Source organism: Pseudomonas sp. SLFW, from assembly GCF_009905615.1.
Taxonomy (GTDB): domain Bacteria; phylum Pseudomonadota; class Gammaproteobacteria; order Pseudomonadales; family Pseudomonadaceae; genus Aquipseudomonas; species Aquipseudomonas bambusae.
The window spans coordinates 144,927-163,880 of record NZ_JAAAKW010000013.1; the positions used below are offsets into that span (position 1 = coordinate 144,927).

Sequence of the window (18,954 nt, forward strand, 5' to 3'; positions counted from 1 at the left end):
TCACACTCGACCCAAGGAAGAGCCCCTGACGTGACCGCCATCCAACTGATCGTCGGCCTGGGAAACCCCGGCCCCGAATACGAACAGACCCGGCATAACGCAGGGGCTCTTTTCGTTGAACGTATCGCCAGCGCACAGCGCGTCAATCTGACGGCTGACCGCAAGTATTTCGGTCTGACGGCTAAATTCAGCCATCAAGGCCAAGACGTTCGTCTGCTGATTCCCACCACGTACATGAACCGCAGCGGCCAGTCTGTCGCAGCGCTGGCGGGTTTCTTCCGGATTCCTCCGCAGGCCATACTGGTGGCCCACGACGAACTCGACCTGCCTCCGGGCGTCGCCAAACTCAAACTGGGCGGCGGACACGGCGGGCATAACGGCCTGCGCGACATCATCGCGCAGCTCGGCAATCAAAACGGCTTTTATCGCCTGCGGCTTGGCATCGGCCACCCCGGCGATGCCAGCCTGGTCTCCAACTTCGTACTGGGTCGTGCGCCACGCGCCGAACAGGAAAAACTGGACGCCAGTATCGACTTTGCCCTCGGCGCGTTGCCGGATGTCCTCGCAGGCGACTTCGCCAAAGCGATGCGTGTCCTGCACAGCCAGAAGGCCTGACATCACTGAGGGGAAACACCATGGGATTCAACTGCGGCATCGTCGGCCTGCCCAACGTCGGCAAGTCCACCCTGTTCAACGCCCTGACCAAATCCGGTATTGCGGCGGAGAACTTTCCCTTCTGCACCATCGAGCCGAACAGCGGCATCGTGCCCATGCCCGATCCACGTCTTCAGGCGCTGGCCGACATCGTCAACCCGAAGCGCATCCTGCCGACCACGATGGAGTTCGTTGACATCGCGGGCCTCGTCGCAGGCGCGTCAAAAGGTGAAGGCCTGGGCAACAAGTTCCTCGCCAACATTCGCGAAACCGACGCCATCGCCCACGTGGTCCGCTGCTTTGAAGACGAGAACGTGATTCACGTCTCCAACAGCGTCGACCCGAAACGCGACATCGAAATCATCGACCTTGAACTGATCTTCGCCGACCTCGACAGTTGCGAAAAACAGCTGCAGAAAGTCACCCGCAATGCCAAGGGCGGCGACAAAGACGCAGTCGTCCAAAAAGGCCTGCTGGAACAACTCATCGCCCACTTCACCGAGGGCAAGCCTGCGCGCAGCCTGATGAAGAACATGGGTGCCGATGAGAAAGCCGTGATCAAGGGCTTCCATCTGCTGACCACCAAACCGGTCATGTACATCGCCAACGTCGCGGAAGACGGTTTCGAAAACAACCCGCACCTGGACGTGGTTCGCGCCATCGCCGAAGAAGAAGGTGCGATGCTGGTGCCGGTCTGCAACAAGATCGAAGCTGAAATCGCCGAGCTGGACGACGGCGAAGAGAAGGACATGTTCCTTGAAGCTCTGGGCCTCGAAGAGCCTGGCCTGAACCGCGTGATCCGCGCGGGCTACGAGATGCTGCACTTGCAGACTTACTTCACCGCCGGTGTCGAAGAAGTCCGCGCCTGGACCGTCCGCGTCGGCGCCACCGCGCCACAGGCTGCAGGCGTGATCCACACCGACTTCGAAAAAGGCTTCATTCGCGCCGAGTGCGTCGCCTACAACGACTTCATCCAGTACAAGGGCGAAGCCGGTGCCAAAGAAGCAGGCAAATGGCGCCTGGAAGGCAAGGACTACATCGTCAAGGACGGCGACGTGCTGCACTTCCGGTTCAACGTTTGATCCGAGGCTTCCTGCCCGATTAGCACGCCTTTGAAAGCCCCCGCCTGGGGGCTTTTTGTTGCTCGTTTCCTTGCGCCTCTACCCGCCCATCACACCTTCGGATAATTCGACGGAAACAGCGCGCGCTTCGCTTGTTCGTCCATGTCTTTCTTGAACGCCAACTCTTTCCCCACATTTCGAGCGCGTTGAGCGGCCGGGCGGGCTTCGATGCGCTGGAACCAGCGTTTGAGATGCGGGAAATCAGCGAGCGCATCTTCCGAGCCTTTCATCACACGAGGCGCCCTGATCAGCCAACCCCACGTGGAAATGTCGGCAAGGGTGTAATCGTTGCCGACGATGTATTCACGGTTGGCCAGGTGCGTATCAAGCACTTCGTAGTGACGCTCGATTTCGCGACGGTAGCGGTTGATGGCGTAGTCGTTGCCCTCGGGGGCTGCGTATTGAAAGTGCACCGCCTGCCCGGAAAACGGCCCCAAGCCCGACGCGATGAAGAACAGCCAGGACAGCAGTTCGGGCTTGTCTTCAGGAGCGCCCATGAACTGACCCGTCTTTTCGCCCAGGTACAGCAGAATCGCGCTGGAATCGAACACGCGCACTGCTTTGCCGCCAAGGCCGTCGGTGTCGATGATCGCCGGGACTTTGCCATTGGGGTTTACGGCGCGAAATTCGGGCAGATGCTGCTCGCCCTTGCTGGTGTCCACCGGCACCACCTCATAGGCCAGACCTGACTCCTCCAGGAACAACGCAACTTTGGCCGGATTGGGGGTTGGGTGAAAATAGAAACGAATCATGGCGGTCATCTCTGAAAGGTCGAGGTCGGGAAAAAACAGGTTTTAGTTTTAGAACGACTGTTTTAGATTAGGCGAACTACGGAGCAAGACGCAACGCCTGCGTTTGCCCCTTAGAGGACATCAGCGATGGCAAGACCAAGAGAATTCGATGAACAGGCTGTGCTCGACGCCGCGATCCAGTGCTTTTGGGCAAAGGGTTTCGAAGCGACGTCCATGCGTGACCTGATCGAATGCATGGGGATCACCGGAGCCAGCGTCTACAACGCATTCGGTGACAAACGCGGCCTTTACCGCAGGGCATTGGCGCACTACCTGGAAAGCAGTTTTGGTGAACGGGTGGTGCGGCTGGAAAACACGCTCGCTCCGCGCCTGGCGATTGAAACCTTCTTCGTCGAAATCATCGACCGCTCGATGAGTGATGTTCATCACCGCGGCTGCATGATGGTGAACTCGGCCCTTGAAGCCGTACCAGACGCGCCTGATGCACAGGAAATCATCGATGACTTCCTGACGCGGGCCGAAGCGTTTTTCTACCGTTGCGTGGCAGCGGGCCAGGCTGACGGCAGTATTTCCCGGTCGCTTTCGGCTATGGATGTCAGCGGTCTGTTGCTCGGCGTATTGCTCGGCATCCGCGTCCTGGCCCGCGCCCGGCCACAGCGCCCCTTGCTGGAAAGCGTCGTAAGGCCCGTGCTTGCTTTGCTCGACGCAGACACATCCCACACACACGCAACTCCCCTTCACTCGTTTGCCACGGAATCTCAGCGATGATCGAGCTTTACTACTGGCCAACCCCCAACGGTCACAAAATCACTCTATTTCTCGAAGAGGTCGGGCTGGAATACCGCATTCATCCCGTCGATATCAGCGCCGGGGATCAGTTCAAACCCGACTTTCTGGCGTTCTCGCCGAACAACCGGATGCCCGCGATCATCGACACGGCCCCTGCCGACGGTGGCGAGCCGATTACGGTTTTCGAATCGGGTGCGATTCTGCTGTACCTGGCAGAAAAGACCGGACGATTCCTGCCAACCGATGTGCGCGGCAAGAAAACCGTCACCGAATGGCTGATGTGGCAGATGGGCGGGCTGGGACCCATGGCGGGTCAGAATCATCACTTTGGGGTGTATGCCCCGGAAAAGCTGCCCTATGCGATCACCCGTTACGTCAATGAGACCAACCGCTTGTATGGCGTTTTGAACCGCCGTCTCGAAGGCCGGGCGTTCATCGGCGGGGAAGCGTATTCCATCGCGGACATGGCGGCATACCCGTGGGTGGTGCCATGGCAGCGCCAGCAACAGAATCTGGATGATTTCCCGAACCTGAAACGCTGGTTCCAGACGATTCAGGCACGCCCCGCCACGGCTCGCGCTTACGCACAGGGGGAGGCCCTGTCGAAAAACCGCGCCTCCGTCACCGAAGAGGGCAAGAAGATTCTGTTCGGCCAGACCGCCACGAACGCGCCGAAACCTGACTGACAGCGTCGCTCAGCCCAAAGCCTGACGCTCAAAGGTTTGCAGCCATTCGACGGCCTTGGGCACATCGCCCAGTGGATACAAATGCAAGCGAACCTCTCCGAGATTTCGCTGCTCCAGCACTTGCATCAGTTCAGTCAGAAAGCGTTCAGGCCCTTCGGTGCCCAACAGCGATGTGACGTGCCAGCCATAGCGCTGGAGCAACTGGGCTGACGTTCCGACCCGGCATTGTTTGGCGAACCGCAAAATGCCAGTCAGCGACGATGGGCTGGGAATGCCGACGCGAATCGGAACATTCAGACCAGCCTGTCGGACTTTTTCGATCCACGTGACGACTGCTTGGCTGTCGAATGACAGCTGGGTGGTGATTTCGACGTCGAAGCCTCTCTCGCGCAGCGCAGCGATTTTCCGCGTCAGGTAATCCCACAAGACCTCATCCCGGATATGCGGGTGGCCTTCCGGATAGCCAGGCACGCCGACCATCGGCACGTCGAGCCCGTCCAGGAGCCCGCTGCCAATCAGCTCCAGCGAGTCGCTGAACGGCCCTTGCGGCACCTGCGGATCACCCCCCACCAGAAATATCCCCGTTAACGGCGCACTGGCCATCGCCTGCTCCAGAAATGACTGAAGCACGGAGTGCGAGGTAATTCGTCGAGAAGAAATGATCGGTCTTGGGCTGACACGGCCTGCGATCAACGCCTGAACAGCGGCCAGCCGTTGCTCGAAACTCTCGCTCCCCAAGAAAGCGATATTGACGGGTGTTCCAGGGGGTAGAGCCGCCATGGCGCGGCCCATCTGCACAGCGTCTTTGGCGGTCGTCTCCAGTGAAAAGCCCTGAAATAGGGTTGTCCGGATCGAAAGAATCGTCACAGCATTCATTTTTTTATTGTGCTCTTGAGGCATCACCATTGAATGGCTCAGACAATCGGTTGCGCTGCGCGAAACAGCAATACACATCCTTCACGCTTGAGGGTCACGTCACGGAAGTGTTCGCGCAGACGGCCCTCGAACCCAGCTTCGGTGTCGCGCCGGTTACCAAAAATGCCCTTTTTGTTGTACACGGCCATGAGCTTGCGGCCAAAGGCATTGTGCCCGGCCTCATCCCCCAGAATCGTCGCGCCGAACAGCACGCCGTCCGGCTGCAAATTGTGCTTGAGGTGGCCGAAGATCGCCGCCTTGGCATCCAGCGGCCCCGGCAGACAATGCAGCAAGTAGAAAAGGGAAATCGAATCGAAACGCTGGTCGCCCGGGATGGGCTTGAAGACGTCGTGCTGGATCGTGCGAGTCCCCGGTCGAGCGATGCGCCGTTTGGCGGCTTCAAGGCTGCTGGGGTTAAGGTCGAGCAGGGTGATCTGGGTTTGCGAGGAGAGTTGCGTCTTTGCCAGGTAGTAGCCCGTGCCCACACCGATGTCCAAATGACGCGGGCGCACGTTGGCGCGAAAGAACGGCAGCAACACAGTTTGGGTCGGACAACGCCATGCATAGCGATTGGAGATTCCGAGCACCCATGCGTCATACAGAGCCAACGTCAGCGGCGAATACACCGCGGCGCCGGCGGCACTACTGTCAGTCATGAGGGGAGCCTTGAATGAATGAGTCAGCGGCGATAAAACCGATGACCCACCCCCATCGTCAAGACTTTTTGTATTTCAACCTCACCGTGTCGCGTCGGCCGGACACTGGACGGGTCATCCCAACTGAAACCTGGACGTGTTATCGCTCAACGCCCGACTGCCTTTGCTCAGGGTGTCAGCGGCGTGATTCACCGCCCGCGCGCCATCGAGCAGACGCCCGGCGGCCTGGTCCACCTGCTGGATATTGCCGCTGACTTCATCGGCCGTGGCAGCTTGCTCCTCCACGGCGGTGGCGATCTGCGCCAGCGTGTCGGTGACGATCTGCACCGCACTGGCAATCTCGCCCAGACGCTCGCCAAGACCGGTGACCGATTGCGCGTCGGTAATCGCCTGGCCACAGGCGGCTTCCATCAGACTCACCGCCTGGCTCACCGTGGCGCGCAGACTGTCGACCGTCCCGGCGATCTGCGCGGTGGAGGCCTGCGTGCGTTGCGACAGGCTGCGCACTTCATCTGCCACGACCGCAAACCCTCGGCCCTGCTCTCCCGCCCGGGCGGCCTCGATCGCTGCGTTGAGCGCCAGCAGGTTGGTCTGTTCGGCGATGCCGCGAATGGTGTCGACCACTGACTGAATCTGCTGCCCTTGCTCACTGACTTTGCCCAGCGCGTTGGCGGTATCGGTCAGGCGTTGATTGAGTTGCTGGATGCTGGCGGTGGTGCGCACGCTGTCACGGCTGCTGTCTTCGGCAATGCGGCGGGTCTGCTGAGCACTGCCAGACGCTTCCTCACAGCTCTTGGCGACACCGAGAGAAGTCGCCGCGAGTTGAGTGGCGGCAGCAGCGATCTGGCTGATCTGCTGTTGTTGATCTTCGACTTCGTTCAACGTGCTGCCCGCCTGCGAGTTGAGCGTGACCACCGCCGACCCCAACTGCTGCGTTTCGTGGTTGACGCCCAGCAGGCTGGAGCGCAGCTGCACCACCGCCACGTTCAACGCCGTGCTAATGGCCGCCAGCTCGTCACGGCCCTCAACAGCGACTTCGACACACAGGTTGCCGTCACGCAGAGACTCCGCCAGGGTGGTGATGCCTTTGGCGCTGCGACGAATCGACGCCTGCAAACACATGAACAGATACAACGCGGCCAGCGCCAGGACACTGAAGATTGCCGCGACCGGGATAAACTGCTTGATCGCCCGGTCGTGGTAGTAATCCAGTCGACTGTCGAGGGCGTTCAACGATTGATTGCGCAACGTCGACAGGGCTTCGAGGACACTATCAACACTGCGCTCGAACCCGGCGGTGTCGAGCTTGATGCTCCCGCCGAAGACGCCGTCATCCAGCACTTTCAGCTCGGTGTCGAGGCGCTGGAGGCTGTCGTTGTAGGCCCGGGTCCACGGCTCCATGCCGGGGTAAGCTTTCGCCTGGAGCGACGCAGCGGCCTTGACCAGTTGGTCGCGAGCATCGGTGATGCGCCCGCGTAGATCGCGCATCTGCAAACGGCTTTGCAGGGTGAACTGGCCCGACGCGATGGAGGACTGACCGATACTGGCCATGCGACCGATACGCTCGATCAAATCAGGCGCCTGTTGCGTGGAGACTTGCATCAGCAGGTAGGTTTCGAGCCATGGATCAAGAATCAGGCCGTTGTCCATGGCGATCTGCTCACGCAGGCTCTGCAACCCTGTCAACGCGGAAGTGAAGCGGTCGTAACCGTCCGGCCACCAGCCGATCGTCCGCAGAGATTCGGAATCCATCCCCTTCACCAGCGCCTGCAACGCCTGAAAGCGCGCCAGCGTGTCCGGGCCAGCCTTACGTGCATTGAGCTCATCGCCCACTTTGGCCAGCGTTTGCATCAGGACCGGGTTGCCCGCATCCAGCGCCGCCATGGCGGCTTTGGCTGCCGGGGTTGGATCGTGGAGGATATCGGCCGCCTTCCAGCGGGCGGCGAGATTGCGCTGAGACGTCAGTTGCGCATCCAGTGCATCCAGCGCCAGCAACTGGCGCACCCCGGATTGCTCGCCGGAAATGACCGCCAGTTTGCTGCGGTAATCCTGTCCAATCATCCATAAGCTGCCGGCCAGCGGCAGCATGAACAGGAAGAAAAGCACCTGAAACTTGCGTGCAAACCCGAAACGTCCGAGCAGGCGGATGCCTGGCGACAAAAGACTTTGCATGTCCGATCACTCCTCACGGACAACCCGCTGTCGCGGCTTGTGACCGCTACAGCTGCTGCCTCACATTCTTACCGGCAAAATGCCATGTCTTTGTTTCAAAAACGACAACCACCCGTCCCCTATGCCGGGGATCGATCGGCGGTGTCAAATCAATGCGCCAACGCCCCGCACCGGGGCTAGCCATAGGGCAGGGATAAGCAAGAAACGGACCGATAGCAAGACGCCATCTAAATGGGCGCACGAACAAAGACAGTGCACTTCACATGCACAAAAGTGGGGCAAAAACACACAAGCCGCGCTGTAAAGATGTCACCCGGTGACGGCCGCTCAGCGTTATGCGCAGAGGATTCGGACTGAAAACCCTAACCGCTTGATCACACGCATAAATTTTTTGGAGAGACGCTTGACACATCTTCAATCTGAGCGAATAATGCGCGCCACTTGGCTACATAGCTCAGTTGGTTAGAGCATAGCATTCATAATGCTGGGGTCCGGGGTTCAAGTCCCTGTGTAGCCACCAAGTACCTCAACAAAGCCCGCCTCGTGCGGGCTTTGTTGTTTCTGGGTGTCCGACACGTGCTGCTCATGGCCCTGTCGGTCCAGACATCTCTGGTCCAATCAGCCCATCACCCTGTCTCTTCCGAGGTCGAATTCATGCGCTTCACACTTCCTGCACTGGTTCTAGGTCTTCTGATTTCCCAAGCCGCGGTGGCAGGCAGCACCAACACCGCGATCGGTGGCGGTCTGGGCGGTGCGCTGGGGAACGTCGTCGGTCAAAAGATGGGCGGCAGCAATGGCGCGGTCGTCGGTGCGGGTCTGGCAGGCGCGGCGGGCAGTGCCGTCGGCGCGAAAAAAGGCCACAAGACTCGCGCCGCCATCGGCGGCGGCCTGGGCGGCGCGGCCGGCTCAGTCATTGGCAACAAGTTGGGCGGCAGTACGGGCGGGACCATCGGCGCAGGTTTGGGTGGCGCAGCGGGTGGTGCTCTGGGCGGTAAATAATTTACCCTCCTTCGCGAAACGCCGGATGCGCGTTTCGCGATCAAACCCGTTAATGAAGCAATGGATGTTTAATGTCAGATTCCCACACCGACGTAGCAGCGCCTCCACTCTCCTCCAAGCAGGCTTACGAAGACGCCATCAATCTTTCACAGCATGTGCCGCAGGCGAAAACCATCAGCGAAATGGTCCTCGACGCCTTTCATAGCGCCAAGGAGAGCGATCAGATTCGTGAATTGCGCGCCGCCATCCGTCAGGCCCACGACCGTTTCGATGACGATCAGGCCTACGAATTGATGGGTCAGCTGAAACAGTTGAAAGACGCTGAAGCCGCCGACATGGCCGCTCTGGAAGACCTGAGCACGAAATTCCCGATCAGCCGGATTCTGTCCAGTTACAAGGATGACCCGAGCTTTCAAGAGTTGGTCTACAGCCTGGCGCTGAAAGTCCTGAACCAGACGCATCAGGCCGTCAGCAACCCGAGCGGCGGCAAGAGCAAGGCCGCGCGGGTCAAAAAAGAAGCCGAAGTGTTCATCATCAGCAAGGACGGCGCCAGCGTCACCCTTCCCCTGCGCACCCCACGCTCCAAGGCTAACGCCGACCGCGAAGCGTTCGAGTTCCTGGGCTTCACCTTCGTCGGTGAAGGCGACGAAGCCGAATTGCAGAACGAAATGTTCGTCGACAAAGACGGCAACGAGCAGCCTGCCACGCGCAAGAACATCGTCACTGCGATTCAGCAGCAGACGGCGTTCGAAGGGTTTAGCGCGGTTCAGCAGTAAGCTTGAATACAGTGACATGACCTCTGTAGCAGCACGGCTTGCCGGCGGTGGCGGTGTCAAGGAAGCCACCGTCGGCAAGCCGTGCTGCTACAGCTAGCCTCCCACGCCTCTCCCCATCCCCCCGCATACCAGCTATGCACCCCACGCTATTCGCCCCACCCCGCCGCTCTCACATACTCGCTCCATGATGTCGCCGCCTGTGGGCATCTATCCAGATTCCAATAACAACAGCGCAGCAGCGCGATGGAGTATCTATGTCGTGGTACGGCAGTATGGCGCCCAGCCAGAAACGAACGTTTTGGGCGTGTTTCATGGGGTGGGCGCTGGATGCGATGGATGTCCAGCTGTTTGCCTTCGTGATCCCCACCTTGCTCGCGGTCTGGGGCATGACCAAGGCCGAAGCGGGTGTGATCGGCACGTCGGCGTTGATCGCTTCGGCCATCGGCGGGGTGCTGGCGGGGTTGCTCGCGGATCGCATCGGTCGAGTCAAAGTTCTGAAGCTGGCGATCCTTTGGTTTTCCTTGTTCACCGGCCTCTCGGCCTTCACCGACTCCTTTCATCAACTGTTGCTGACCCGCAGCCTGCAAGGCCTCGGCTTTGGTGGCGAATGGGCGGCGGGCGCGGTGCTGATTGGCGAGGTGGTCGACAAACGCATTCGCGGTCGCGCGGTGGGTTCGGTTCAGGCGGGCTGGCCTGTGGGTTATGCGCTGGCCGCCTTGGCGTACTGGGTGACGTTCAACCTGTTGCCTGAGCACGACGCCTGGCGCGTGCTGTTTCTGATCGGGCTGCTGCCGGGCTTTCTGGTGCTGTGGATGCGCCGCAACATCGCCGAATCCGAGGCTTTCGAAGCCGCTGCGCAATACCGGGCGACGACGTCCCTGTGGACCAACTTCGCGCTGATCTTTTCGCCCGGGATCTTACCGCTGACAGCGATGGCCTCGCTGATGGCCGCGGGCGCACTGGGTGGCAACTACACGATTCTCACCTGGCTGGTCACTTACCTGCGAGAGACCCAGGGCCTGACCGTGAGCATGACCACGCTGTACCTGGCCGTGAATATCTTTGGCTCGTTCTGCGGTTACGTCGGCATGGCGTACCTGAGCGATTACCTGGGGCGGCGCAAGACCTTCGCCCTGTCCGCCGCCGGTGCAACCGTCACCGTTCTGGTTTACACCCAATTGCACCTGCCGATGTGGAGCCTGCTGTTGCTGGGCTTCCCGCTGGGTTTGTTTCAGTCCGGCATCGTGTCGGGAATGGGCGCCTGTTTCACCGAGCTGTTCCCGGCGCAGATTCGCGGTACTGCCGGTGGCTTTTCCTACAATTTTGGTCGCGGAATCGGCGCGTTGGTGCCGGCCGGTGTCGGCCTGACCAGCGCCTCATTCGGGCTCGCGGCGTCGATTGGCGTATGGGCTGCGTGCGCGTATGTGCTGGTCTTCCTCGTCGCTCTCGTTCTGCCGGAAACCCGTAACAAGGAACTCGAAATCCATGTCTGATTCCAAAGCACCGCGTAATGGCGGCCAGATTCTCGTCGAAGCGCTGATCCGAAACGCCGTCGACACCCTTTATTGCGTTCCAGGCGAAAGCTACCTGCCAGTGCTCGACGCGCTGCACGACGCCACGTCCATCCGCACCATCGTCACCCGTCACGAAGGCGCCGCCTCGAACATGGCCGACGCCTACGGCAAGCTCACCGGGCGCCCCGGCATCTGCTTCGTGACACGCGGCCCTGGCGCTACCCACGCCAGCAATGGCGTGCACACCGCCAAACAGGACTCGACGCCGATGATTCTTTTCGTCGGCCAGATCGAGAGCCGCTTCAAGGGACGCGAAGCATTTCAGGAAGTCGATTACGTGCAGATGTTCGGTGGCCTGGCGAAGTGGGCCACCGAAATCGACAGCATCGAGCGCATCCCGGAGATTGTCAGCAAAGCCTTCAGCATCGCCCTGTCCGGCCGACCGGGGCCGGTGGTCATCGCCCTGCCTGAAGAAGTGTTGTTCGGCTCGGCCGATGTCGCTGACGCGCAGCCAGTGCGTGTCACCCATGCTGCGCCCGACGCCGCTGCGCTCGCTGAATTGCGCGACCTGCTTGCAGCGGCGAAACAGCCGTTGGTGATCGTCGGCGGCACCGGATGGGACGCCGAGTCGACGCAAGCCCTGCAGCGCTTCGTTCACGCCAATCACTTGCCGGTGGCCGCATCGTTTCGTCGGCAGGACCTGTTCGATAACCGCGATCCCCACTACGTCGGCCAACTGGGTCTGGGCACCTCGCCAAAGCTGCTGGAGCGGGTCAAGACCAGCGATCTGTTGCTGGTGATCGGCTCGCGGCTGAGCGAAACGGTGTCCCAAGGCTACACGCTGATCGAAAGCCCGACGCCGAAACAGCCGATGGTGCATGTGCATCCCGACCCGCAGGAGTTGAACCGGGTTTACCGTGCACAGCTGCCGATTCTGTCCTCACTGGGCACCTTCGCCCACGCGGCTGCGGCCCTCGAACCTGTTGCCAGCGGCGCCTGGAAAAGCTGGACCGACGCCGCCCGCGCCGATTATCTGGAGCACTCCACCCCGCCGCTGCCGCACCCGCAATTGGCGGGCGTGGACATGGGCTCGGTGGTCGCTCACCTGAACGAGGTGCTGCCGGACGACGCCGTCATGACCAACGGCGCCGGGAACTACACGGTCTGGGTGCATCGCTTCTACCGCTATCGCCGGCCCGCCACCGAACTGGCCCCCACTAACGGCGCCATGGGCTACGGTTTACCCGCCTCCATCGCCGCGAAACTGCACGCCCCCCAGCGCACAGTGGTCTGCTTCGCTGGCGACGGCTGTTTCATGATGTACCCTCAAGAGCTGGCCACAGCGCTGCAATACAACGCGCCGATAGTGGTCATTGTGGTAAACAACGGCATGCTTGCGACCATTCGCATGCACCAGGAGCGCGAATACCCGGGGCGCGTATCAGCCACCGAGCTGGCCAACCCGGACTTTATCGCCCTGGCCCAATCCTTCGGGGCACATGCCGAGCGGGTCGAACGCAGCGAAGATTTTCCTGCTGCCTTCCAGCGTGCGCAGAAAGCACGCGTTGCGGCGCTGATCGAGTTGCGCGTCGACCCTCGGCAGATCACCCCCCAGGCTCGTCTTGATTAAGAGGTGTTGCGCACATGCAGATTCTTGGTGAAACGATCATCGGTCAACGGGCCGTACGCGGTCAGGCAGGCGAGGTGTTCGCCCTCGCCGCGACAACGGGCGAGCAACTGACCCCGTCCTTCGGCGCCAGCACAGCGCAAGATGTCGATGCCGCATGCGAGCTGGCCGAGGCCTCGTTCGACCGCTACCGGCAATTGGGCGATGAACAACGCGCCGTCTTTCTCGACGCGATCGCTCAGGGTCTGCTGGAGTTGGGCGACACGCTGATCGAGCGCGTTCATCTGGAAAGCGGCCTGCCAAAGCCCCGCCTGGAAGGCGAGCGGATGCGCACTGTCAATCAGCTTAAGCTCTTCGCCAGCCTGCTTCGCGACGGGCGTTGGCACGGTGCCGTGATCGATACAGCCCTGCCAGATCGCCAACCGCTGCCCCGAGCTGACTTGCGCCAGCGGCGTATTGCCGTAGGCCCGGTGGCTGTGTTCGGCGCCAGCAACTTTCCGCTGGCGTTTTCGGTGGCCGGGGGCGACACCGCATCGGCCTTGGCCGCGGGTTGCCCGGTGATCGTCAAGGCGCACCCGGCGCATCTCGGCACCAGTGAACTGGTCGCCCGAGTCATCCAGAAAGCCGCCAAGGACACCGGCATGCCGGAAGGCGTGTTCTCGATGCTGATCGACAAGGACATCGCCGTGGGTCAGGGGCTCGTCAGCCACCCGCTCATCCAGGCGGTGGGTTTTACCGGATCGCGTCGCGGCGGTCTGGCCCTGGTCGCCGCTGCGCAAGCGAGGCCTGTGCCGATCCCGGTCTACGCCGAGATGAGCAGCATCAACCCTGTGTTTTTGCTGCCAGCGGCGTTGTCTGCGCGGACCGAAAACATTGCCAGGGGATTCGTCGACTCGCTGGTGCTAGGCGCAGGCCAGTTCTGCACCAACCCCGGCATTCTGCTCGCTCTGGAAAGTGATGCGCTGGAACGCTTTGTATCTGCGGCTGCCACGGCGCTGTCTGACAAAACGCCCAGCACCATGCTGACGCCCAACATTCACGGCGCCTACTGCAACGGCCTGAACACTCTGCGCAAGGCTGCTGGCGTGACCTTGGTCGCCGAGGGCAGAGAAGCCGAAGGCGCGTTCCAGGCGAAGCCGGCATTTTTTCGCACCGACTCGGCGACCTTCCTCGCCAATCCGGGGCTGGAAGACGAAAACTTCGGCCCCAGCGCACTATTGATTGTTTGCAAAGACGCCGCTGACCTGCAAAAAGTCGCCGCGAAATTCGACGGCCAACTGACCGTCACCCTGCACCACGACGAGGGCGACAACGCCATCGCGCAGGTACTGCTGCCGACACTGGAGCGCAAGGCTGGGCGCATCCTGTTCAATGACTGGCCGACCGGCGTCGAGGTGAGCTACTCGATGGTGCACGGCGGGCCGTTTCCCGCGACATCGGACAGCCGCAGCACGTCTGTCGGTGCGACAGCCATCGACCGGTTCCTGCGCCCCGTCTGTTATCAAAACGTGCCAGACGCCCTGCTGCCACCGGCTTTGCAGCAAGGCAATCCGCTTCACACCTGGCGTCTGGTCAACGGCCAACTGATCACGGATTGATCAGCGTCGCTCCCGGCCACGCGCCCTGCTCGACCATGTCAGCGGCACGTTGCCGGATGATCTGCGTCACCGCCCACAGACCGTCGGCGGTGACGCGATTCTTCGGCCAGACAATCGCCACGGTGCGATGGATTTCCGGGTCCTCCAGACGGTAGCTTTTCAGCCGCCCCGCCTTCACTTCTTCAACCACCGCCGCCTCCGGCAACACGGTGCACCCGCAATTCTCCAGCACCAGGCGCTTTGTGATGGAGATCGAGCCATCGCATTCCAGCGCGATATTCGCCGAAAAGCCGTAACGGTTCGCAAGCGACTCGACCATCATTCGCAAGCCGTGATGGGTGCTGGGCAAAATCAGCGGAATATCGCCCAGATCACGCACGGAAATCGCGTCACCCTTGAGCGGATAATTGGCAGGGGTGATCAGTTGCACGCCTTCGCTGAGCAACGGATCGAACTGCAACGCGCCGGGATGCTCCGGCAGGTACAGGATCGCGATGTCCACCGCGCCATCGCTCAACCGATTGAGAATGTCCGCCGCCAGCCCTTCGACAAAATGCACCTGAGTCAGCGGATACCGCGCCTTCAACGCATGCCCCAGGCTGCCAAACAGAATCCGCGCGATGGTCGGCTGCGCGGCGATGCACAGCTTGGCCGGGCCTTGCTCGGCACTGTCGCGCATGGCCCGCTCGGCCTCGGCCAGGGTGTCGTTCAACGTGGTGGCGTAACCTAGCAACTGCTGACCCCGCGCGGTCAACGTCACCCCACGCCCGCTGCGATGAAACAGCCGCACCCCCAGCTCCGCCTCCAGCAACCCCACCCGCCGACTGACCGTTGACTGGTCCGCCCCCAGCTCCATCGCAGCCCGTGAGATGCTGCCGTTTTTGGCGACTTGAGCGAAGAGGGCGAGATCGTCTGAGTTCATGGGGGCTCCTGCGGAGGGGTTGGCATCGCGGCGACAGGGAATTTATCCGATGCCATTCAACGTTGCTTCATGTGATTTCAGCGGTTTCCTACAAAACTATGGGCCGCGATTGACAGACGCCTCTGAACCTCAGCGCTCCAGCACCTTCCCCACGACCTCATTCCCAATCACCAGAAAATGCCCGCCCGCGACGTGGTGCAGAGTGCGCAGAGCGTCATGACCCTCAAAGTGCCAGTGGCCGTCGGAGAACACGCGCTCGTCCGCCCACGCGGCGACGACTTCGCCGATGAACAGGTCGTATTGATTCTGGTTGTGCGGTTCGGGCATCAGGCGACATTCGAGCCATGCGGCGCAGCCTTCCAGCAACGGCGCCTGAACGATGTCGCCGTCGAAGGTTTCAAGACCGTACGCTTTGAACTTGTCCTGCTCATCTTCCCGGGAAATTTCCAGTCCCGAGGTCGAGCCAACCGTTTCGACGATATCGAGCTGGCTGACCGTGGGCACATTGATGACAAAGGTGCCGGAGCCTTCCAGCAGTTGCCGCGTCCATACCGATTTATCCAGCACGACAGTGACCTTCGGTGGCTGGAAATCCAGCGGCATGGCCCACGCGGCGGCCATGATATTGCGTTGTCCGTTGTAGGAAGCGCTGACGAGCACGGTAGGGCCGTGGTTGAGCAAGCGATAGCATTTGGCGAGAGGAACGGAGCGGCGATGGGTGGCGGACATGAATCTGATCCTGAAATACAAACGATGTCCTGAAGCTACAGGGTTTTGTTCTCGCCGCAAAACGCAGGCATTCCCCTCCTGTCGCCAAACTGTCGCAATCCTGAACCGTCCCCAAAAAGCCCTTCCCTGCGGCCTGAAAATAGTGATGTAATACTATAACAAAACATTTCAGGCACTTTCTTCCGTGAAATCCGCACCTCGACTTTCTCCGAATATCGCGTCGTCCGCCCTCGCTCAGTCCGCAGGCAAGCGGGTGCTGGTTTCATTGACGCTGCTCGCGCTGCTGTGGATTGGCATCGCGTGGGCGGTGGCGATTCCATGAGCGCAGCGATTGATCTGCATGACCTGACCGTGACGTACGAGCGCCGCCCTGCGGTGCATCATGTCAGTGGACGTTTCGCAGCGGGCAGCCTGACGGCGATTGTCGGGCCTAACGGCGCGGGCAAATCCACGCTGATCAAGGCCATCGCGGGCACGTTGAAGCCTGCCGTCGGACGTGTGGATCGCGGCAGCCTGGCAACCCGGCACATCGGCTATCTGCCCCAGGCAGCGGAGATCGATCGCAGCTTTCCACTGAGCGTTGCCGACACCGTAATGATGGGCGCCTGGCGCAGCATCGGGGCGTTTCGTGGCGCCACCCGCCAGCACGCCGAACAGGCGCGGCAGGCCTTGCTGGCCGTGGGCCTGGAAGGTTTCGAGCAACGCAGCATCAGCTCGTTGTCGTCCGGACAATTCCAGCGCGTGCTGTTCGCCCGCCTGTTGTTGCAGGACGCTTCAGTCATTCTGTTGGACGAACCTTTCACCGCCATCGACGCCCGCACCACCCGCGACCTGCTCAAGCTGATCAGCGGCTGGCACGGTCAGGGCCGCACCGTGATCGCCGTGCTGCATGACATCGAGCAGGTGCGCCAGCATTTCCCCAGCACGTTGCTGCTGGCGCGGGAAACCATCGCCTGGGGCAACACCGCCGACATCCTTCACGCCGACAACCTGCGCCGCGCCAAAAACATGGCCGAGCACTGGAATCCCGACGCGCAGCCCTGCGAAGTCGACGAGGAGGAGACGCTGTGACGCTCTATAGCTTGCTGATTCAGCCCTTTGTCGATTTCGGCTTTATGCGTCGTGCGCTCGTCGCCTGCCTCGCGCTGGGCATCGGTTCCGGCCCGGTAGGCGTGCTGCTGATGCTGCGCCGCATGAGCCTGGTGGGTGACGCGATGAGCCACGCCGTGTTGCCGGGCGCCGCAGTGGGCTTTCTGTTCGCAGGCCTGTCGCTGCCCGCCATGGGATTCGGTGGGTTGATCGCCGGGCTGGCCGTAGCGTTGCTGTCGGGTCTCGTGAGCCGCTTCACCACCTTGAAAGAGGACGCCAGCTTCGCGAGTTTCTACCTGACGTCGCTGGCGGCGGGTGTATTGATCGTCTCGCTGCACGGTTCTAACGTCGACCTGTTGCACGTGCTGTTCGGGACGATTCTGGCCATCGACGATCAGGCGATCTTCATGGTCGGCGCCATCGCATCGTTCACCTTGATCCTCTTGGCGCTGATCTACCGGCCCTTGATTCTGGAGTGCTTCGACCCCGGTTTTCTGCGCGCCATCGGCGGGCGTGGCTCGCTGTATCACGTGTTGTTTCTGCTGATGGTGGTGCTCAATCTGGTGGCCGGGTTCCAGGCCTTGGGCACCTTAATGGCGGTGGGCATGATGATGCTGCCCGCCACCGTCGCACGCTTCTGGTCGAATTCTCTGACCGGGATGATCGTGATTTCCACCGTGGTTGCCACGCTTTCGGGTTTCATCGGCCTGATCGTTTCCTACCACGCCAGCGTTGCATCGGGCCCGGCCATCGTCCTGACGGCCAGCGCCTTCTACCTGTTCTCACTGTTCTTTGGACGCAGCGGTTTCCTACGCCGACTGTTCCCGAGGGTTCACCTGTCCGGCTGATCGTTCGCTCATCTCAAGGAAAACACCATGAAACGTTTGACGCTTCTGACCGCCGCTCTGGCGTTGTCGGGCCTGGCCAACTTCGCCCAGGCAAAAACCCTGGAAACCGTTGCATCGTTCACCGTTATCGCCGACATGGTGCATAACGTCGGCGGCGATCACGTGCACGTGACCTCGCTGATCGGCCCCAATGGCGACCCACACGTCTACGAACCCACCCCCAACGACGCCCAGTCGCTGAAAAAGGCCGACGTGGTCTTCGTCAGCGGCCTGCACCTGGAAGGCTGGCTGGATCGGTTGATCACAGCATCGGGCTACAAGGGCGAACCCGTGGTGCTGTCCAACGGCATCATGACCCGCAGCATGGAAGAGGACGGCGAGAAAATCACCGATCCCCATGCCTGGAACAGCGCGGTGAACGGTGTCGTCTACGTCAGAAACATCATCAAGGCGCTGCAGAAAGCCGACCCGGACAACGCAGCCGATTACAAAGCCAACGGTGAGAAATACATCGCTCAGTTGCAGGACATGGACGCCTATGCCCGCGCGCAGATCAACGCCATCCCCGTCGCACAGCGCAAAGTGCTGACGTCCCACGACGCGTTCGGTTATTTCGGTGATGCGTATGGCGTGACCTTCCTGTCGCCCCTGGGCTTTTCCACCGAGACCGAAGCCTCGGCCGCGGACGTGGGCAAGCTGATCAACCAGATCAAACAGGAACATGTCAGCGCTTACTTCTTCGAAAACTCTGGCGATCCACGCCTGGTACAGCAAATTGCCAAAGCCAGCGGCGCGCACCCTGGAGGCGAGTTGTACGTGGAATCGTTATCCCCGGCGAACGGGCCTGCCACGACGTACGTGAAGATGTTTCGCTACAACGTCGACAAGCTGACAGCGGCGATGAAAGGGAAGTGATTTAAGCCCTTGGAACCGCCATCGCGAGGAAGCTCACTCCTACAGCGGAGCACGTTCACCCTGTAGGAGTGAGCTTGCTCGCGAAGTGATCGTCGAAACGCCGCCACTCAGCAGCTCCACGACGCGTCGTTTTCAACCTCAATGCCATACCGGTCGATCACCTGCGCCGCGACCTCCGCCCCCACTTTCCCC

Annotated in this window: 19 protein-coding genes and 1 tRNA gene; 14 read left to right on the forward strand and 6 right to left on the reverse strand. The window is 61.1% G+C overall.

The annotated features are described in order from the left end of the window. Positions 1-30 precede the first annotated feature (30 nt). Positions 31-615, forward strand: a complete 585-nt coding sequence (gene pth, locus GVN17_RS21510; protein ID WP_166597265.1) for an aminoacyl-tRNA hydrolase — start codon at positions 31-33, stop codon at positions 613-615. Between the two features lie 20 nt (positions 616-635). Continuing rightward, complete coding sequence (gene ychF, locus GVN17_RS21515; RefSeq protein WP_166597266.1) at positions 636-1,736, forward strand: redox-regulated ATPase YchF; 1,101 nt, start codon at positions 636-638, stop codon at positions 1,734-1,736. An 89-nt stretch (positions 1,737-1,825) separates the two neighbouring features. Here the strand turns inward: ychF and GVN17_RS21520 are convergent, their stop codons facing one another. After that, positions 1,826-2,527: a glutathione S-transferase family protein gene (locus GVN17_RS21520; protein ID WP_166597267.1), complete on the reverse strand. Its 702-nt coding sequence runs from the start codon at positions 2,525-2,527 to the stop codon at positions 1,826-1,828. A 126-nt stretch (positions 2,528-2,653) separates the two neighbouring features. Between GVN17_RS21520 and GVN17_RS21525 the strand changes: the two genes are divergently transcribed. Continuing rightward, positions 2,654-3,295 carry a TetR/AcrR family transcriptional regulator gene (locus tag GVN17_RS21525; RefSeq protein ID WP_166597268.1) on the forward strand — a complete coding sequence of 214 codons (642 nt, stop codon included), beginning with the start codon at positions 2,654-2,656 and terminating at the stop codon, positions 3,293-3,295. Then, positions 3,292-4,002: a glutathione binding-like protein gene (locus GVN17_RS21530; protein WP_166597269.1), complete on the forward strand. Its 711-nt coding sequence runs from the start codon at positions 3,292-3,294 to the stop codon at positions 4,000-4,002. The genes GVN17_RS21525 and GVN17_RS21530 overlap by 4 nt, the downstream gene beginning before the upstream one ends. Positions 4,003-4,011: 9 nt before the next feature. Here GVN17_RS21530 and GVN17_RS21535 read toward each other — a convergent pair whose 3' ends face one another. From GVN17_RS21535 to GVN17_RS21545, 3 genes are all read right to left on the reverse strand, one after another. Next, on the reverse strand, positions 4,012-4,878 hold the full coding sequence (locus GVN17_RS21535) for a methylenetetrahydrofolate reductase (RefSeq protein ID WP_166597270.1): 867 nt from the start codon (positions 4,876-4,878) through the stop codon (positions 4,012-4,014). Between the two features lie 38 nt (positions 4,879-4,916). Next, positions 4,917-5,573 (reverse strand): bifunctional 2-polyprenyl-6-hydroxyphenol methylase/3-demethylubiquinol 3-O-methyltransferase UbiG, encoded by a 657-nt coding sequence (locus GVN17_RS21540; protein ID WP_166597271.1) that lies wholly within the window; start codon positions 5,571-5,573, stop codon positions 4,917-4,919. A 114-nt stretch (positions 5,574-5,687) separates the two neighbouring features. Further along, complete coding sequence (locus GVN17_RS21545; RefSeq protein WP_166597272.1) at positions 5,688-7,745, reverse strand: methyl-accepting chemotaxis protein; 2,058 nt, start codon at positions 7,743-7,745, stop codon at positions 5,688-5,690. 443 nt (positions 7,746-8,188) lie between these two features. Between GVN17_RS21545 and GVN17_RS21550 the strand changes: the two genes are divergently transcribed. The 6 genes from GVN17_RS21550 to GVN17_RS21575 all read left to right on the forward strand — a co-directional run bounded on the left by GVN17_RS21550 (position 8,189) and on the right by GVN17_RS21575 (position 14,259). Next, positions 8,189-8,265, forward strand: a tRNA-Met gene (locus GVN17_RS21550). 134 nt (positions 8,266-8,399) lie between these two features. Beyond that, the gene (locus GVN17_RS21555; protein ID WP_166597273.1) at positions 8,400-8,744 is read left to right on the forward strand and encodes a bacteriocin; all 345 of its coding nucleotides are present in this window, start codon (positions 8,400-8,402) and stop codon (positions 8,742-8,744) included. 71 nt (positions 8,745-8,815) lie between these two features. Further along, positions 8,816-9,520: a hypothetical protein gene (locus tag GVN17_RS21560; protein WP_166597274.1), complete on the forward strand. Its 705-nt coding sequence runs from the start codon at positions 8,816-8,818 to the stop codon at positions 9,518-9,520. 254 nt (positions 9,521-9,774) lie between these two features. Next, the gene (locus tag GVN17_RS21565; RefSeq protein ID WP_166597275.1) at positions 9,775-11,013 is read left to right on the forward strand and encodes an MFS transporter; all 1,239 of its coding nucleotides are present in this window, start codon (positions 9,775-9,777) and stop codon (positions 11,011-11,013) included. Further along, positions 11,006-12,664 carry a thiamine pyrophosphate-binding protein gene (locus GVN17_RS21570; protein WP_166597276.1) on the forward strand — a complete coding sequence of 553 codons (1,659 nt, stop codon included), beginning with the start codon at positions 11,006-11,008 and terminating at the stop codon, positions 12,662-12,664. Before GVN17_RS21565 ends, GVN17_RS21570 begins: the two co-directional genes overlap by 8 nt. Before the next feature lie 14 nt (positions 12,665-12,678). Further along, a complete protein-coding gene (locus tag GVN17_RS21575; protein ID WP_166597277.1) occupies positions 12,679-14,259 on the forward strand; it encodes an aldehyde dehydrogenase (NADP(+)) in 1,581 nt (526 codons plus the stop codon). Here GVN17_RS21575 and GVN17_RS21580 read toward each other — a convergent pair. Both GVN17_RS21580 and GVN17_RS21585 read right to left on the reverse strand, forming a co-directional pair. Next, positions 14,249-15,181 carry a LysR family transcriptional regulator gene (locus GVN17_RS21580; protein ID WP_166597278.1) on the reverse strand — a complete coding sequence of 311 codons (933 nt, stop codon included), beginning with the start codon at positions 15,179-15,181 and terminating at the stop codon, positions 14,249-14,251. The genes GVN17_RS21575 and GVN17_RS21580 overlap by 11 nt on opposite strands. A gap of 129 nt (positions 15,182-15,310) precedes the next feature. Next, positions 15,311-15,910, reverse strand: coding sequence for a flavin reductase family protein (locus GVN17_RS21585; RefSeq protein WP_166597279.1), 600 nt, complete (start codon positions 15,908-15,910; stop codon positions 15,311-15,313). Positions 15,911-16,094: 184 nt separating this feature from the next. On the opposite strand from GVN17_RS21585, the gene GVN17_RS21590 reads away from it, so the two are divergent. The 4 genes from GVN17_RS21590 to GVN17_RS21605 are packed head-to-tail and all read left to right on the forward strand — an operon-like array spanning position 16,095 to position 18,762. Further along, a complete protein-coding gene (locus GVN17_RS21590) occupies positions 16,095-16,232 on the forward strand; it encodes a hypothetical protein (protein WP_166597280.1) in 138 nt (45 codons plus the stop codon). Beyond that, the gene (gene aztA / locus GVN17_RS21595) at positions 16,229-16,981 is read left to right on the forward strand and encodes a zinc ABC transporter ATP-binding protein AztA (protein WP_166597281.1); all 753 of its coding nucleotides are present in this window, start codon (positions 16,229-16,231) and stop codon (positions 16,979-16,981) included. The genes GVN17_RS21590 and aztA overlap by 4 nt, the downstream gene beginning before the upstream one ends. After that, complete coding sequence (locus GVN17_RS21600) at positions 16,978-17,847, forward strand: metal ABC transporter permease (protein WP_166597282.1); 870 nt, start codon at positions 16,978-16,980, stop codon at positions 17,845-17,847. Before aztA ends, GVN17_RS21600 begins: the two co-directional genes overlap by 4 nt. Positions 17,848-17,874: 27 nt before the next feature. Further along, positions 17,875-18,762 (forward strand): metal ABC transporter substrate-binding protein, encoded by an 888-nt coding sequence (locus GVN17_RS21605; protein WP_166597283.1) that lies wholly within the window; start codon positions 17,875-17,877, stop codon positions 18,760-18,762. Positions 18,763-18,954: the final 192 nt, after the last annotated feature.